At 50.2% G+C, this 16,919-nt stretch carries 11 protein-coding genes and 3 pseudogenes; 6 read left to right on the top strand and 8 right to left on the bottom strand.

The window, feature by feature from the left end:
* A pseudogene (locus ACT3UQ_RS18815) lies at positions 1 to 175 on the top strand (IS3 family transposase); the annotation flags it as partial.
* 179 nt (positions 176 to 354) lie between these two features.
* Here ACT3UQ_RS18815 and ACT3UQ_RS18810 read toward each other — a convergent pair.
* A complete protein-coding gene (locus tag ACT3UQ_RS18810) occupies positions 355 to 483 on the bottom strand; it encodes a hypothetical protein (RefSeq protein WP_444637710.1) in 129 nt (42 codons plus the stop codon).
* 84 nt (positions 484 to 567) lie between these two features.
* Entirely contained in the window at positions 568 to 708 is a 141-nt protein-coding gene (locus ACT3UQ_RS18805) for a hypothetical protein (protein WP_444637708.1), read from the bottom strand.
* A 337-nt stretch (positions 709 to 1,045) separates the two neighbouring features.
* Between ACT3UQ_RS18805 and istA the strand changes: the two genes are divergently transcribed.
* From istA to ACT3UQ_RS18790, 3 genes are all read left to right on the top strand, one after another.
* Complete coding sequence (gene istA / locus ACT3UQ_RS18800) at positions 1,046 to 2,707, top strand: IS21 family transposase (protein WP_444637706.1); 1,662 nt, start codon at positions 1,046 to 1,048, stop codon at positions 2,705 to 2,707.
* Entirely contained in the window at positions 2,700 to 3,476 is a 777-nt protein-coding gene (locus ACT3UQ_RS18795; protein WP_444637705.1) for an ATP-binding protein, read from the top strand. The genes istA and ACT3UQ_RS18795 overlap by 8 nt, the downstream gene beginning before the upstream one ends.
* Before the next feature lie 996 nt (positions 3,477 to 4,472).
* A complete protein-coding gene (locus ACT3UQ_RS18790) occupies positions 4,473 to 6,314 on the top strand; it encodes a hypothetical protein (RefSeq protein ID WP_105650840.1) in 1,842 nt (613 codons plus the stop codon).
* A 496-nt stretch (positions 6,315 to 6,810) separates the two neighbouring features.
* Here the strand turns inward: ACT3UQ_RS18790 and ACT3UQ_RS18785 are convergent.
* Positions 6,811 to 7,053: pseudogene (locus ACT3UQ_RS18785) on the bottom strand (IS1380 family transposase); the annotation flags it as partial.
* A gap of 2 nt (positions 7,054 to 7,055) precedes the next feature.
* On the opposite strand from ACT3UQ_RS18785, the gene ACT3UQ_RS18780 reads away from it, so the two are divergent.
* Both ACT3UQ_RS18780 and istB read left to right on the top strand, forming a co-directional pair.
* The gene (locus ACT3UQ_RS18780) at positions 7,056 to 7,688 is read left to right on the top strand and encodes a Mu transposase domain-containing protein (RefSeq protein WP_444637704.1); all 633 of its coding nucleotides are present in this window, start codon (positions 7,056 to 7,058) and stop codon (positions 7,686 to 7,688) included.
* 3 nt (positions 7,689 to 7,691) lie between these two features.
* Positions 7,692 to 8,471 (top strand): IS21-like element helper ATPase IstB, encoded by a 780-nt coding sequence (gene istB, locus ACT3UQ_RS18775; RefSeq protein WP_096289245.1) that lies wholly within the window; start codon positions 7,692 to 7,694, stop codon positions 8,469 to 8,471.
* Positions 8,472 to 8,756: 285 nt separating this feature from the next.
* Here the strand turns inward: istB and ACT3UQ_RS18770 are convergent.
* The 5 genes and pseudogenes from ACT3UQ_RS18770 to ACT3UQ_RS18750 all read right to left on the bottom strand — a co-directional run.
* Positions 8,757 to 9,188: pseudogene (locus ACT3UQ_RS18770) on the bottom strand (IS481-like element ISAar27 family transposase); the annotation flags it as partial.
* 525 nt (positions 9,189 to 9,713) lie between these two features.
* Positions 9,714 to 11,207 carry a hypothetical protein gene (locus ACT3UQ_RS18765; protein WP_146114068.1) on the bottom strand — a complete coding sequence of 498 codons (1,494 nt, stop codon included), beginning with the start codon at positions 11,205 to 11,207 and terminating at the stop codon, positions 9,714 to 9,716.
* A 697-nt stretch (positions 11,208 to 11,904) separates the two neighbouring features.
* Entirely contained in the window at positions 11,905 to 12,870 is a 966-nt protein-coding gene (locus ACT3UQ_RS18760) for a hypothetical protein (RefSeq protein ID WP_146114067.1), read from the bottom strand.
* 14 nt (positions 12,871 to 12,884) lie between these two features.
* Complete coding sequence (locus tag ACT3UQ_RS18755; protein WP_105650404.1) at positions 12,885 to 14,765, bottom strand: class I SAM-dependent methyltransferase; 1,881 nt, start codon at positions 14,763 to 14,765, stop codon at positions 12,885 to 12,887.
* Positions 14,766 to 14,778: 13 nt separating this feature from the next.
* The coding region (locus ACT3UQ_RS18750) for a glycosyltransferase (RefSeq protein WP_444637703.1) at positions 14,779 to 16,919 on the bottom strand (2,141 nt) is incomplete at its 5' end.

Genomic DNA, 16,919 nt, shown 5'->3' with positions numbered 1-16,919 from the left:
AGAGCACGGGCTCAAGGCCAAGCGAGTGAGTGCATTCAAAGTCACCACGGTGCATGACCAGCAAGCCAGGACCGCTCATATCAAGAATCACATGGTCGATAAGCTCGGCCGTCGTGATTTTCGTTCTTCCCGACCTGGCACCAAGTGCGCTGGTCAAGTTTCTGAGACAAGATCTTTGATTTTTTCCTATCAAACTCCGCCCGCGAGAGCCCAAGAATTCTGCTCCCGGTACCAGCCGTGCGATTACTCCAAACACAACTCCTGAGGTGTTTCCATGACACATGAGAATCGGACTCATCCCTTGCGACGCAACAGGCAGAGAGTTTCTAGGGAATTTCAGCAGGACGGAATGGACTAGCCGGTGATCAGAGAATCCCCATGGGACCCAACCGATGCAACGACCTTGGACGCGGCCAATGCCTGGTAGTACCTGATCAACCTGAATTGCATTCCGCGGTCCGAATAATGAATCAGCTTCGTCAAGTCCCCACCTTCCCGATATTTTCTGGCCAGATTGATCATCAACGCATCCCTGACCAGCGACTCCCGCATGTGGTCCGTCCCCTGTCAGCCAACAATTTCACATTTGATGACTTCCAAAATGAACATCACGCACACCCACCCCGTCCGGGTGGGCACATAGGTAATATCGGCGACCCAGCGCTTGGCTGAAGCCTCCGCGGTGAACTGGCGGTACACCAAATCCATAGGACATGATTCCGAGTCAGCGGTTTCTTCCGCTTGCGCCGTACACCGTCAATCCCCAGCTTCTTCATCAGTCTCTGAACGGTGCACCGAGCGATCGGTCTGAATTAGTCGATATGCACATTCTTCATTTCATGCCGCATCTTCCCGACGCCGAAGCAGGAATAAATCTCCTCATAGGCTTAGAGGCTCTCGGGCAGTCGCTGCTCGTCAGGCTGTATAGCAGACGTATTTGGTAGCACCTGTGCGGAGATCGGATAGCGCTTTGCTGGTTTCGACGGAAAGATGATCCTGACACCCATGACACCGACGTCGTGGCCGTCGAAAGGAATCATCCGACATGGCTGATTACCGCAAAATCATGCTCTTGCTGTTGCAGGGGCGTTCCTACCGGCAGGTGCAATCACGGCTGAACTGCTCGCCGAGAACGATCTCCAAAGCACGTCAAGTGATCGATGAGCAAGAGCTCACGACTGCTGAGCAGGTCAATGATCTGAGCGATGAAGTACTGGAACAGTGCTTCACTGATGGACGTAAGACTGTCTCCATCAATTTTATGCCGATTGATATCGAGGCAGTGATCAGAGCTCGGATCGGCAGGAAGAAGCCCCCGCTGAAGGTTCTTTGGGCCCGTTACCTGCGGACCGAAGTCGTCGGTACGCAACGGCATTACCAATACGAAAGGTTCTGCCAACTGGTCGCGGAGCAAGTCCAGACAAGGAACCTGACCAGTCCTATCGCCCACGAGCCGGGGCATACGATGCAGGTGGACTGGGCCGACACGAAAATGCTGCTGGTCGACCCGATCACTGGCCGCACCACGAAAGTTTCAGTGTTCGTGGCCACGCTGCCGTACTCGGGCTTGGTTTTCGCCTACGGATATCTGGACGAGAAGCTCGGCTCGTGGTGCGATGCGCACCGTAGGGCTTTTGAATATGCGCAAGGCGTTGCCCAAGTGATCATCCCAGACAACGCCTCGACACCCTCCAACGCGATCAGCCGTTATGAGAACGTGAGGGAGGTGAATCAATCCTACTCAGTATTCCTGGAACATTACCGAACTGCGGCCGTCCCGACCAACCCATACAAGCCGCAGCACAAGGGCAACGTGGAATCCGGGGTGCAGGTCGTGACGAACTGGATCATCCGCTACTTGAATGATCAGCGATTCGCGTCCCTGGATGACCTGAATGAAGCCGTGGCGACGCGGGTGGAATGGATCAATGAGCGTACCCCGTTCCGTGGTGAACCGCGGTCCCGGCAGCAATGGTTCGAACAGGATGAACGCCATGAACTGATGGACCTGCCGCAGACGCGGTGGCAGCAGATTGACTGGCGGAAAGCCAAAGTTTCTCGTGACTGGCATTTGATGGTCGATACCATCAAATACTCCGTTCCCAGCCAGTATGCCGGGCAGAGCGTCGACGTGAGGATCATCGGTGAGCAGGTTTCAGTGATGACTCAGGGGCTGACTATTGCCGAGCATACCCATGGGACCCGGCGTTATTCGTTCGTCACGAATCCTGAGCATGCCCCGGCTGGCTATGAGGACACCTCGCTGCTTTGGACGCGAGCATATTTTCTGCGGCAGGCCAGCAAGGTTGGCCCAAGCGCCGCTGAAGCAGTGACGCGGTTGTTGGATCAGAAGAAGATCGAGGCCCAGGGTTTCCGTTCTTGCATGAACATCCTGGCTTTGGGGAAGGGAATGAACCGGAGCCTGCTGGAACGCGCTTGCCATGACTTATGCGGTGACCCACGCACCAGCATCAGCTACACCGCGGTGAAGCACCGCGTCACGGTGTTGCGTGCTGAAGCCGCGGGCAGGCCCACCGTCATGGCCCGGCCGGCGGCTTCGCCCAACAAGGACAGCAAAGGGCAACCAGCAGCGAGGGTGAGGGATACGGGCAAGGCGTATTTGGCTGGTGCCAGTGCGTTCAGACTCGCCGCAATGACCAGCGCACCAGAAGCATCCGCGACCAGGCAGGGAGAAAACCATGAATGAGCAGCATCTGACCGAGCAGGACATGGACCTATTCACTGCCTTGCGGATGACGGCTTTCGGTAAAGCAGCGATCAGCGTGGCCAATGATCCCGGATTCGACGAATGGACCTTCTCCCAGAAGATCAGGTACGCGTTGGAGCAGGAGAACGAGGCCCGTAACGAACGAAGAACGCAGAGGCTGCTCAAAGCCTCAGGAACCCCCAACCTTGGTGCCTGTGTTGAGGATATTCATTATTTGCCGGACCGGTCGTTGACCCGCGAAGTTGTGGGCCGGTTGGCTTCGTGCCAGTGGGTCCAGGACCCTACGAACGTGGTGATTCTTGGCCAGTCCAGTGTTGGGAAGACCTACTTGGCTCAGGCGTTGTTGAATGCTGGGTGCCGGCAAGGTTTCACAGCCCGGTACTTCAGGCTAGATGATCTGGCGAACCATCTGTCGGTGTTTCACCGGACTGATCCGGAGCGGCTGCGGTTTTTGCAGAAACTGCATGACTACGAGATTTCGTTGCTCGATGATTTTTTGACTACACCAATCAGCAGTCATATCGCTGGTGAACTACTCAATATTCTGTCAGCGAGGGAGCATCGTGGTTCAACGATTATCACCTCGCAATTCGATCCTGAGGATTGGTATAGGTCGTCGCATGATGCGGTGATTGCGGAGTCGATTCTGAACCGGCTGGTTTCCAAGAGCGTGATGATTCAGCTCGACGGGCCGAACATGCGCCGGTATAAGTATGCGGGAGCGCAAAGGAACGGCGAGCAGAGGTAATTGTTAGCGGCAGTGCGTGGATTTAGGAGTGCTGTCCGGTCCGCGCGCTGCTGCTACCGTTTCGATACACTCGTGCTACCAAATACGTCTGCTAAACAGTCAGGCACGCTGCGGGCCGAAGGAGGGCGATTCTTGAACGCATATACGAGCTCAGGGTGATCTGCACGCGGGTTCCTTCTAGCGTGCGAATGATCGGCTCGACCCCGAGCGCGTCTTTGTGCTTGTCGATGAAATCGACAACTACTTTGAAGGGCGGTCGAGCTCCGCTGCGAAGGAAGTCGCGGCCATCTTGAGGAACTCGTTGGCCTGCTAAAATTCTGCGCATTCGGCGGGAGGGCGCTTGTTCGCGGCTTCCAGACCCACAGACTGTGCCGGAACCGGGGCACCACTCATCTTGTATCTGCGGCCCCAAGCGCGCAGAGTCCCGCTGCTCAGCAGCAGGTCGTTGGCTATGCGCCTCATCGCTTCGCTAGCTATGTCGGGATTCGACTGGGCGTGGAGCGCCAGATCAATACCGCGGCACTTTAGATCGTCCGTGTATTTGATCGGCAAGAGAGGAGTATTTCTTTACTTTCCTTGCCTCAATTAAACCCGGTGTGATTCAAAAGTTATGCAACACGTACGCTAATAATCAGCCTAGTCCGAGAATTTCAAAAATGTGTTCCACGCTAAGTACCGAGCAAGGCCCCTGCCGTTGGGTAAACTGCGTGTGTAGAACGCATAACTAACTCGGCAATAACGAACGAACTCACCTCTGTTCCAACACGCAAAACCATAAGTTGTTTGAACTAACGTGAGCGGAGACGTTCAACCCATCCCCTATAATCGGTTTGATACGTGTCCATCTGCAGAGGGGGAGGAACGACATCACGCGATTCCTCAAAGTTCCAAATAATACTCGAATAGGTTTCACGGACTAGTAAGCAAAGAAATCATCGTCCGTAGAGTGTAAATAAATAAAATATACATAAGCGTTAAAAACGAAAACTTGAGGTAATGATGAAAAATTTTCCTGCTGTAATTTGGAGTAAAAATAGGCTAGGCTCGATCGACGATCTTTACCTTTCTGAAAATATTTATTTCTTTTCTGAATCAAATATTGTCGCTCACGGTGAATGGTCCGTTCTTGGCTTTCAGGGAAATGGTGTCATGGATGGCCAATTCATTAAATCTTCTGCCGATCTTTTCGAGCAACTAATCCCCTCACTTGATGCAGGAAAAGCAGTACATCAATTCAATCAAGGATTCCGAGGCGCTGGAATCGCCTACCTGAAAAATAACTCATCTAACACCTTGTATGCATTACCGGATGTCTTGGGTGAAGCAATCCTCTTTCACTACACGTTCGAAGATATTGAAATAATTACTGGTGATCTCCAGGAGATCGAACATTTGACTGCCAAGTTGAATCTTCCACTAACTAAATCCTTGAATTACGCTCTTGAATTGGCTGTTTCTAGCAATGGAGGATTCACTAAGAGTAGTTATTCCGAGGTCGAAACGTTAGACATGTTACAATACGCCATTGTATCTCGGAATGGAATTAAAGTTGAATATTACGAAAATGCAACTACGTTCTTCAATTCGTCACTGTCAAACGAAGAACTCCTAAACTTGGCGGTTGCCGAGATTCAAGAAAATGTCTTAGCTGCGACCAGCAGCACTTCGTCACAAAAAATTGCACATCTCACCGGCGGTTTTGATAGTCGCCTAGTCCTTGCTGCCGCGAAATCGCAAGGTGTCGTAGATAAGCTCCGTTTCTTCTGCAAAGGTGATCCTATACAGGAAGATACAAAAATAGCTCAGTCTGCAGCAGCAAAGGTCGGCGCTATAATGACCGCAAATAACGGCTCCCCAAGCGATTATCAGATCTCCGACTATGGCGGGGCGTTGCTTAGTTCAATGCTCGTATCGAGTGGAATCTTGCCGGTGGGACCAAGTGCTGGTCACAAAGAGGCAGATATCACCCTACTCAGCGGTGGCTATGGCGAAACTTTCAGATCCTTTTATGGCACCAGGATAGGCGAACTTAATGGCAACAGCTTATCAGGAGCTCACTTTGGTTCTAAGATTTGGGGTTCCTATCTATTCGCACCTGATGGAACAGGGCTATTCTCAAGTGAGTTCATCGATAACTATGCTTCCAAAATTGATTCTGAGTTGGAAAAGGGTAGATTCCTGGGTGTTCAGGAAGAAGATTTACCTGACTACTTATATCTTCAAATTAGAAATCGCTATTTTGTCGGTACGATCACCACTAACTGGAACCGTTACATAAATAGGTTTGATCCACTTTATTCACCTTCCGGAATTCAGCTTGCATTCAAATTAGGACTGAAAGCTCGAATAGATAATCTCATTGGTTACGAATTGATGCATAGACTGTGCAAACCACTTCTAGACGTACCTTTCGACTCCAAAAAGTTTGGTGATTCAGTTGAACTCAAGTACGACTACGTGCAACCAGCTTCATACAATCACGTACGTCCAAAAAATGACGACGCCATGCCAAGCACTACACTTGCGATCAATTCAGGATTGCTAACTATTCCGACCGTGACGAAAGAGGATATTGAATACGCTAAAAAAATCAACGCTCGCGTTTCCCAAGTGGCTGGTCGCGCACATGCGCGCGAGGCTGTATCACTAGTCATTCGCAAACGAGATCGCGTTGAGCTCTCCAAGATATTCAATATGGAAGAAATCGATATGCTTGTTCAAAAGCCAGCAAACACGAGAGTTCGAATTCGAACTCTTTACGCTTTACTTTCAAGCTTCCTCTGGTTATCAGACGAGAATGACAAGAAACGAATCGTGTGTTCACCCAAGAAGTTCTAAGAACTGATATGTAGAAAAGTTTCTCAAGAGTCATTGGTAACCGACCTCGGACCATTTATGAAAGTAGTTCGGGGCCGGTCCTATAGAGCCACACGTATGTGTCAGGGGTGAACGGTAGCAACGCCTCACCGAAAATCCGCCCACCCATCTGGCGAGAACCCGGAAACATGCCAAAATATGGCTTGATGGTACCGGCAGTCCGGCTAAGTGGTGTGAAATCTCTGCACTTCGTGGACAACCGATCTTATGACTTTGTGTGTCCTGTCTCAGCACATTGCGGACACACGATCTCATAAGATCGTAGACACCATTGTTTAGCCCAGATTTTTCATGGAGACTCTCAAGCCCACCGGATCGGTATCACGCCGGACTTCCGGTGGGTTTCCTGAATTCTGGTCCGCCAAAGACCGTCCTTTCGCTGACGTCAGCGCCGGCCACCACGCACCGGAACCATGCCTTCCCTTGACTCGAAGCACCAAAACCACCGTTTGAAAGCTCAGGTTCGCAGCGGCCTGCCTGACCATCGCTGACGCAACCCGGTGATCTGTTCCTGGAGTGACAAGACCAATCCACACTCCGGTGCCTTCTGGTTGATCAGCAACCTGGGTTGGCGGCCACTCTTGGTCAGCTTCCCAGCCATGGACCACACACGGTACCGCCACCTTTTCACATCCCAGCTGACTGCTTCATGCCCAACTGGCAGGAGGACCAGCTGCAACCACGCAGTCAGGTTATACGCAGTTGCACACGCTGCCGGCACAGCCTTTCACCATTGCGTTCGGAGTGAGCCGTATGGTTCCGGCAAAGTCGCCGATGATTTCTTATGAAAACGTCCAGTACTCAGTTCCATACCGGTTGCTCGGCGAACAGGTATGGGTGCGCACCCGCGGGATGGGTGCGAGCGCCGAAGTGATTATCGTGCATCTTGGTGCAGATGGGCCGACCGAAGTTGCTCGGCATGCTCAAGGAAGCCCGGGAGTGATGCAAGTGAACGGGTCGCACTTCCCTGACCGCGAAGAGAAAGTCCCAGGCGTGAAGCGTCCCAAGGCCCGAAGCCAGGCTGAGAAGGAATTCCTCGCCTTGGGCGAAGGCGCCCATCAGTGGTTGATGGCCGCCGCTGCCGCCGGTGCTGAACGGGTGAATTTGAAGATGGCTGAAGCAGTGACGTTGGCCAAACTCCAAGGATCAGCCCCGGTGGACCGCGCGCTGGGTTTGGCTGCGGCGAATGGGAGGTTCGGGCACAGGGATCTGCTTTCCATTCTTGAATCAGCTGCACCCGGGCAGCTGCGCCGTCAAGCTCCCGAACAGCAGTCGTTGAGCCAGGGAGCCTCGCCGTGGGCTGACTACGGCTCCTTATTGAAGGAGGCGAACTAGCTGATGATTGCCACGAATGCCGGTGCACCGCCGTTGGCTGAAGAGTTGGAACAGCTGATGCGGCAGTTGAAGATGCCTCACGCCAGAGCTTTAGCGCCAGAGCTGCTGGCCACGGCGAAGTCGCAGCGGTGGGACCCGGCGGAGGTGCTCAAATCCTTGTTGGAGGAAGAAATCAGTGGCCGGGCACGCTCGATGCTCGCTACCCGACGCAAAGCCGCAGGCTTCCCTACGGGGAAAAGCTTCGGGTCGTGGGATCCGTCGCTTTCGACGGTCCCGTTGCCGACGCAGCAGGCGTTGCGCACGTTGGAATGGGTGCACCGCAAGGAGAATCTGGTGGTTTGCGGTCCGTCGGGCACGGGCAAGACGTTTTTTCTTGAGGCTCTGGGACAGCAGGCTGTTGAGGAAGGTCGGCAGGTCGCGTGGTTCACGTTGGAGCAGCTGGGCGGGATTGTTCGTTCGCATCGGGTTGATGACAGCGTGAACAAGGCGATCGCGAAGGTTCTGCGTGCTGACTTGATCATTATTGATGATATCGGCTTGCTGGCGGTGCCTGATGATGCGGCTGAAGCGCTTTATCGGGTGGTTGATGCCGCGTATGAGAAGCGTTCCATTGCGTTGTCTTCGAATCTGCATCCGGCGGGGTTTGACGCGTTGATGCCCAAGACGTTGGCTACTGCCATGGTGGACAGGTTGTTGCACCATGCTCATATTTGCCAGACCAGTGGTGAATCGGTGAGGCTTACGCAGGCCATGGCGGGTCAAGGGGTGAGTGCGTTGAGCTAGCTGTTTCTTGGACGGTGGTGGGCGCTATTTCTGGAATTGATCGGTGGGCAGGAATAGTGGCCATGACAGCTCACCGCCAGTGGGCATTTTAGTTGGCCATGCATGGGCATTTTTGCTGGCCGCCGGTGGGCAGAAAGTATTGGCCGTTGACATGCGTGGTGGGAGGAGTTTATACAGGGTGGCTCTGAAGGGGAATATTGGGTGGGCTCTGAAAGACAATAACGTCATCTCGACGTGGCGGCTCTGAATCGCAATATCGGTGGCTCTCAAAGAGTCAAATATTCAAGCGAAGGGAACATAGGAAGATTTCGGTCGCTTGCGAGGGTTACGATCCACGTGGCCGACGCCGGACAGCAAGCGGCCTATCGTAGCAATAGACGGAATCTTCCCACCAGGAAATTGATCTTCATTGATAGTTGCTTCGTAATGAATGGTTTTGGGACCGTAGTCCCAACCATCCTTTTTGAGTTTCTGGCGGATCTTCACCAGCTCGTTGATCACTTCTGGACCGTATTTCCTGGCTGGCTCTCTCGGTGCTCTGGATTGGGGATGGAGTGCTGCAGCCGATTCGTTGATTGCCCTTTGTCGAAGTCGATAGAAAATACTCCGGGAGATTTTCTGAGTCTTGCAGAATTCGCTGATGCTCAGAGCATCTGGTTGTGTGGGGTCGAAGTTGATGATCATGGATCGTACGCGCGGTGGAAGGGCACTTATCATGTTCCCGACAGTGCCAGAAAGCGGTCATGTTTTGTCCACGAACTGTTGAGACATGGTGTCCACGAAGCCATGAGTTCGTATGTCCACAAAGTGCCAAATCGCGCTAGTGGGTACTTCTGTTCTGACGACTTGGTACCGCTGTTCTGAAGACATACAAAGTATTGAGGTTCAGTGTCCACGAAGCCATGAGTTTCGGTGTCCACGAAGTAACGAGATTTTACACTGCTTAGCCGGACTATCGGTACCATCAAGCCATATTTGGCAAGCTGAGGTGGTGGTGCGTCCGGTTTGGTCCACGATTTGCACGGTGACAGCGCCGGATGCAGTGCGGATCTTGCGGATGAATCGGGAACCCATGGTGCATGGTACCGGGAACCTATTTATTAGTAAGTATTTTGGACAAGACGTGAAAACATAACATCAGGTCATGAACCTATTGAGGTTTTCAATCACAAACCGTGGAACGAAGCATATGTTCGCCTTCGCAAGATCAAATGCCGAATGGGACTCGATCCAGTTCACAGCTTAGTCCCCAGGAACCTTCCTGAGCCTGCCGTTCACCGGGTAATCAAAAACTTCTGGCCATGCCAGTTTAACAAGATGATCAAACACGCTTGCGTTAGCCCGGTTTTCCCGTGTAACGCTCAAGAACAACCGCAATATCGAACGCGAATTAATAACAGTGTAAGTATCGTGGGCGACATCGCTTTCGATCATAACGGAGTTCAACCACGCAGCCATTCGATGTTCCCAGTAGTAGAGGTCATACGGGTCATACCCCTCAACACCAGACCATTCACTGATGTTCATCCACTCTTGGAATGCTTCTACAACTTCAGGCTGAGCGTCTGCTTTACTCCGCCGAACTAGAACGTTCGCCATCTGCTGCGCATCAAGCTCAGGTAGATCTTTATTACCTGAGCCGCGGTAGAAAGATCGACCAATCTCATAGAGATTAGAGCGGACATGCACACGGTCGGCAGGTAGCTTCTTTCGGTACGTCGCCGACAAAACACGACCATGAGCACGATCGCAATTGTGGACAAAGATGTTGGCTAGATCGCGATCTACATCGGCGCTTTCAATGGTCAGCTCCGTGTGGTTCAAACCAAAACCATGAACCAAATCTCTAGCAACATCCATGTCAGCTTGCGACGACTGGGCCGTAGCAAGATAGGGGCGAGCATAAGTGAAGAACTCAACACGGTCAATCAGCGGCCTGCATAGCGCCATGGTGACACGGCTGTCGAGGCCTGCAGTAAGCGATACTAGCAACGGCGACTTTTCAGCCAGGGCACGAAGCTGGTTCTGCAACAGAGGCAACAGTTTTTCCGCAGCACAAGCTGGGCTCAACGGTTCAGTTATAGCATCTGGGCCGATACGTCGAATCTCGCCCGACTGAATATTCAATTCGGTGTTGGGCGTAAGGAGGTACACGTCTTCCCACTCCGTGTAATGTCCGGGGAACGTGAAAGCGCCCGATGTTCCCATCCACTTATTGAGTCGGAATTTGGACGACCGCCGGTGGTCACGAATGTCAGCAGCGAGACGAGCATGGGAAGCGACGACACCGGGCAATGCGTAGAAAGCTGAGCGCATGGCCGTTGCATCCGTTTGGATAAACAAACCTTCGACACCGGAATCAATAACGACATATCGTCCGGCCACATCGTCAAGTTCACGTAGGTACTCGGTACGAGACTTCTCTCTGGCAGCTAGTAGGTGTGCAGCTAAACCCGCCAAATCTGGCGTTGCCTCATGGACGCTTAGGGCGCGCCCGATGATGATGACATCACAGGATGGCGAAGAAGATATCGCGACTGGCTGACGACGGTCCCAATGGAGGTAAACACCACGTATCTGTTCCTCTGCCCAATGTGAACCGAGGTCAAGTTTCGTACTTATAACTGTGAGTGCGTATCCGCGAGCGTAAAGAAGATGACGATCACGAGGGATCACCTCAATTTCGTGTTCTAAAACCGGAGCAAAATAGCGATTCAACGTGCTGTTCTCGTTCAATGTTTCCCCCTGTGTTCGTCTATCGAGGCAATACTCCCACATTCGCTCGACTAGGCGAAAAATCTATCCCAAGCACGACTCAGAACTTTTAGTAGATGCCATTGCCTGAAATGGCTTACGGAAGCTGTCATCATTCAGGGAATCATTACCATTGGCGTGATCATCGGTGCGGGCTATCCCGCCTATTTCGTATTCAAACCAAATCTCGCAGAGATCGGCAAAGACGCGAAGGAAGCCCGTGTGCAATAAAGAAGTCTCATACGACAAACCTGCGAGAAGAACAGGATCAACGGCACAGCGCGACCATGGACCTGCTCAAAGAACTCGGCCGGGACGTGCGGGCTCCTTGTACTTCCTTAGTCAATTGCGTCGAGCCGCTCGGTACCCACGCCGTACTCGATGGCGACGGATTTGATGGGTTTGCACGAGTTGATGACTTCGCGGCACAGTTCATCTTTGTATTCTTGGCTGAACCTGCGTCGTATTGATGACGCTTTCGGTGCCTCCTTATTCCGATATAGTCCATCATTTCATGGGGCGCCGCCGTCTGAAATATCCAGAAAAGCCCAAAACTATCAACAATATCTCGTTGTCAAATAAATTTAGAACTCACAGTCTGAAATGCTAGGTTTAATTTCATTATCAAAACGAATCATTCTAATTAAAATATCGACTTAATTCGAAATCTTCAATTTTATTAAAGATCAAAGGCTCTTGAAATGTAATAATTCATCGTCTCTGGCAATGGTGGCTTATGTCCGTCGCGGTAGAGGGTCAAATCAAACTTTATATTGTCATTACGATAATTACCTTTAGAGAAATCAAGGCCCAGTGATTTAGCAAATGGAATGCAATGATTTAGTATATGGAATTTGTCTCCAGTGTTTTGGATAAACCAAACTTTATTTCGAACTTCACTTGACCCGTAGAGCGCACCCAAGTCAAAGCGAGTTACATTTGATAATAATCCCTGTTTCAAATCAGACCATGTTGAGAAAGCGGAAGACAATAGTCGAGTCCGATGACCCTGGTAGTAACCTTCAACACTCGTTTGTGGGGAAAACGGAAGAGCTACAGATCTTTCAATACAAAACGAGGTTGCCAAAGCGGCATAACCTCCCCCGCTGCTTCCAGTCAGGACGATCTTTTCTGCTGCGAGGTGTCTTGCAAACTCTCGTACAAGAGTAGTGATCATCTCGTGACCATTATCGACTTCATCGCCTACATACCATGCAAGTCCCAACTCATTGTGAGTTTGCAAAGATGGATCCGAAATAAATAGTACCGATCCGTCAAATCGTTTTACGCTATTTTTGAACTCAAAACGCGGCAGGGTGTACTTCTCACGATCCAATGCGCCGTGAAACACGACGAGAAGCTTCTTAGAATCACGACGAACGAGTAGAGCGTCCAAATGCAATCTCTTTGCATGACTGCCGTCTGGGACTATCCGAAACTGTTGTTCAAATTCACCGCCTGTATTGGCAAATGGCGATTTTTCAGTCGAAAGTACATCCTGCCATTCAAGATACGTGCAGTCTACGTAATGAATTGTATCCGTACCGGCAAGGTCATTTCGTGTGTTTACGAATTTATTGTCCTTTACCCAGAAACTTTCGTCGAAAGTTGAAATCTGGCCAGATAATGCGTTCTTTGATTCCATTCCAAAATCTCTTCCTAGTTCTTCTCTCCGCTACGTTCTAACACCGTCAGCCGGCTGATATTTGCATCCACCACCTGATAATTAGGGAATGACGAAGTCCAATTTAGAACCGTATCTTGCTCACTTTCCCTATGTGTGTCGTCTAGAACGATAACCGCATCGTCATTAAGCCTTGCCGTCATAACATACATGGCTGGGCGCCGCGCATTGGTACCAGTTGATTCTGGTGGTCCGTCTATAAATAGCAGGTCAACTTCTTCGAGGTCGTCTAATTCAGCGAGCGAGTACCATGAATAGTTCTCGCCCTTAACTTGAATTTTCTCCAAAGGTGCTAAACGAAGCTCGACCATATCGCTAAATCCATGTCGATCGACTTCAGTCCGTGTTCGTGACAAGTACTCTTCGAGATGATCAAACGAAATAATGCGCGTACCGAACTTCTTACAGATGTACGCCATCCATATTGTTGAAGTACCGCCGCCGAACTCTACGATCACCTTTGGCTGCACACGTTCTAACACATCAATTAAGTGCAACAGAGCCTGTGCATCTAACGCATACCCACCTGTCGGCGGAACCAAAGGATTAACTTCAGCCATTCGTGGTGCCAACTTAACGAGTGCTTCCATTTGTCTCGTGCTGTCACGGACAGTTTCAGTGATATGCCTGCGCAATTGTCGTCGATTATGGAGGCTGTTTCGTGAATACTCTTCGGCAAGCTTCGCGGTCGTTTCCTCACTCAGGTTAACGTTCTGAGTTTGTTCGCCGAGACGCCCAAATTCAGCAACTAGCTCCTGAACACGAGCATTAAAAGTTTCCTTAAGCTGTTGGAGATCTGATTCGATATCCTCGGAACGCGTATCTAGCGAACTAACCAGTTGTTTAGAATCAAGCTGCTGTTTCTGCAGTTCGATTTTATCAGACAGAGATCGTAGCTCAGTACTTGCAATGGACCACTTGTCAGCCTGCTCAACCTGATGCTTGTGCAGAGTCTCGCCAATAGATGCGTTTCCAGCCGTCACGTATTTTTCTAAGTTGGTGGATTGGTTCGTGAGCGACACTTCATGTTCGTCGCGTATTGACAGCAGAAGACCATTGATTTTCTCGATTTCTGTCTGAATTGAAACAGAGACCAAGTCAAATGAATCACCTGATTCAGTACGGAGACGTTCCACCAGCCCAATTAGACGACGTTCCATTCGTTCGACTCGTACACGCACATTAGTTAGCTCAGGATTGACACGGAGCTTATTTACGATTCTGCGTTCCAAGAGATTAATAACGTCGTGATTCTGAATGCCAACTTCATTCGATGCACGAATTAATTCCAAAATTTCATAATTTTTCTCACGGAAATCTTTGGCGTCCCCTTGGTACGCATTACTTAACTTACGGACGCGAGTCTCAATGTCATTCAATTGAACTTTATAACCACTGATCTTTTTAGCAGAATCACACAGTTGTGAAATCCCGGATTTCACGTCCCGATCATACTCAGCCTGGGAGGTATGAAGAGATTTGAAATTCGTACGTGCCTCTTCACGAGTTGCGCGCGATTGCTTTTCTATCTCTTTTACTTGACGATTCGCAATTTGGTCAACTCCTTCGAGGCGTCGAAGTATTTCGCGGTGACTTTTTCCGGAGAAGTTCAAGAGTTCTCCAGTTCGGTTATCAATTTTCAATATTTTAGTTGTCAACCGGTCAGTTTCGTTCTTGATCTGGATGAGTTTACTAAACGTCAAGCCACCCATGGTTGCAACTACTAGGACTACCAGGAGGATCGTAATCCTACTTATCGACGACATGCCGATTAATTCAAACACTATGCCAGCAATAGCCAATACTGCAGCTAACACTAACAATAATTTAAATTTATTTGAAAAAATTTTAATCAATGTGGTTCCTTTCCTACACCAAAGTCAAAAGGCTGCGAAAGTGTTCTTCTAAATCGTTCCCGCCTGCGAACATTTGAGTCAACGTGTCTCTAGCACTTCTGGCCTGCACTTGATATGATTCTTGGCTTCGCCAGTAATGTTCAAGCAGTTGAGCCACGCCCTCGGGATTAGTATAAAGTGCAGTGTCACCATGCGCATCACGGAATTTTTCTGGGAGGATGACTACCTTCCCAGCAGCAGCAGCTTCAAATGCTTCTCTACAAAGATTTTCGTCCGAATCTTCGCTCGGGAAGTAAACGAAGAAATCGATCGCCCTCATATAGTCCACCGGATGAATCTCCCCTTCTCGGAATGAAACCCAGTTATCTGCATAATAATTCTCATTGAGGTTTCTCAGCGCTCCACGAGCGTCACCTAAAATCCAGACTTCAGCAGAATCGTCAGTTGGCCACAATTGCTGAATTGTTTCTTTCATCGGCCAGTGCGAGTAAATGTTCTGGCAGCTACGTCCTAGAATCGGTATTTTCCGAGGACTGTTAATACCTAAGTTATTCTTTCCACTCCAAGATTCCAGATCGAGCACCAATGGCCATGCTCTTGGCAGTACCGAGACTCCACCACCTTCAGCCTCGCCTACCGCCTGTGACATGCTGTTTAAGAATGACCACTCTACATCAGCGGAAAAATATTCCTGCGTGTTTCGCGTGCAGTCGTCATATAAATATCGAATGACTTCACCGTTGATATCAGAAGGGAGATCAAACGGAGCCATTATAATCTTTCCAACCCGAAGGTTAGATTCCTGCGTAGTCGGGAATTGCATGATGGAAGGATCATGGAAGACTAGGTTCGCAATATTAACTTCTTGGTCGGAGGTGACCTGCGCTATTGTCCCATTATTGATCAGTTGTTGTATCTGCAAGTTCGGCTTCGTAGAAGTACGGGCGTTCGAGTTTGGAGATTCCATCTGCATCATACCGACATGAAGACCTCTGGCAACAAGGAATTTCACTTCGTCTACAGCTGTTCGTTGCCATCCATGTGACATACGCCAGTCAGCAGCAAAGACGATATCCAGCTCGTTTGGTGCGGGCTTAGTGATTTGGAAACGATGTGGGATCGGTAGCGGTACCTTCGGTTCGTCTCTCACAGACAGACTTGATGCCGGGGTATTCGAGTGCCAATACAGGGCTGCGTTCCAGAAAGCACGACGCGATTGATGAGACCAACCTGAAGAGAAATCTCCACGAGACAGCGAATTGGGCATTAGACGAATGATATAGAGCGCGTCGTGGATTACGCCTACATCTCTTTGAGAATAAAATTCTACGCGCTGCCTAAATTCACTATCAGCTGCCTTACGTGCATCTAAGTAACCGCCAACCTCACGTGCAAGATGGAGTGGAGTCATAAAACTAACTTCGCATTTTCGTGTTGGACTAAGGCCAGGCATAATCCGACTTAATTTTTCATCCGTGCGAACCGCCGAGGTCATCACACCAGCAGCTTCTGGGTCCTCGAGCAAGTATTTAACTTGAGATTCTAGTCGTTCAGGATGAGACCAATCGTCAGAATCTTGTCCGGTTACGAATTCTCCCGTCGCGACTTCCAAACCAACATTGCGCGCGCGGTACGTTCCTCCATTCTCCGTCAGTAACACGAGTTTAACGCGGGCATCCTCTTCAGCTAGTTTTTCTAAGAGCTTGTTTGCACGGTTCGGGCTTGCGTCGTCAATAATGATTAGCTCAAGATTCCTCCAGGTCTGATTCAAAATTGATCGTGCTGCCGCTATAAAAGCTTCCGGTTCGGGGTCGTAGCTGGTCATGATGACTGAAACAAGCGGACCGTCAGTTATTTGATTCAGATCGTTGGCTGCCGTCAAACGGTCGAATGGGTTCTTAGCGTCTCCAAACAACGCAACCGGCATTCTACCATAAGATTCGAATATCTTATTAAATCCATGCTGCCAGTGCGTATACTCGCAGTTCTCTGAACCTAAGAACGGGTTATGCACATCCACTTCAAGATACCCGTCTTGAACTTCTTTCAGTTCCGGGTTTGCATTCAGATACGCCACCGCTTCGGAATATGAAGCTGATTCGAAGATCAACTCGAATTCGAGTTGCCGGTACTTCTGGAACAGTTTCGTTCGAG

The sequence above is a fragment of the Glutamicibacter sp. AOP12-B1-11 genome (assembly GCF_052379245.1).
In the GTDB taxonomy this organism is placed as follows: domain Bacteria; phylum Actinomycetota; class Actinomycetes; order Actinomycetales; family Micrococcaceae; genus Glutamicibacter.
The sequence above is the reverse complement of the archived record's forward strand: the minus strand, read 5'-3'. Positions and strand labels throughout refer to the sequence as shown.

Excerpts from the sequence above, each read along its gene's own strand:
- ACT3UQ_RS18805 (WP_444637708.1), bottom strand. The coding sequence starts at position 708 with ATGGATTTGGTGTACCGCCAGTTCACCGCGGAGGCTTCAGCCAAGCGC.
- istA (WP_444637706.1), top strand. The coding sequence starts at position 1,046 with ATGGCTGATTACCGCAAAATCATGCTCTTGCTGTTGCAGGGGCGTTCC.
- ACT3UQ_RS18795 (WP_444637705.1), top strand. The coding sequence starts at position 2,700 with ATGAATGAGCAGCATCTGACCGAGCAGGACATGGACCTATTCACTGCC.
- ACT3UQ_RS18790 (WP_105650840.1), top strand. The coding sequence starts at position 4,473 with ATGATGAAAAATTTTCCTGCTGTAATTTGGAGTAAAAATAGGCTAGGC.
- istB (WP_096289245.1), top strand. The coding sequence starts at position 7,692 with ATGATTGCCACGAATGCCGGTGCACCGCCGTTGGCTGAAGAGTTGGAA.
- ACT3UQ_RS18760 (WP_146114067.1), bottom strand. The coding sequence starts at position 12,870 with ATGGAATCAAAGAACGCATTATCTGGCCAGATTTCAACTTTCGACGAA.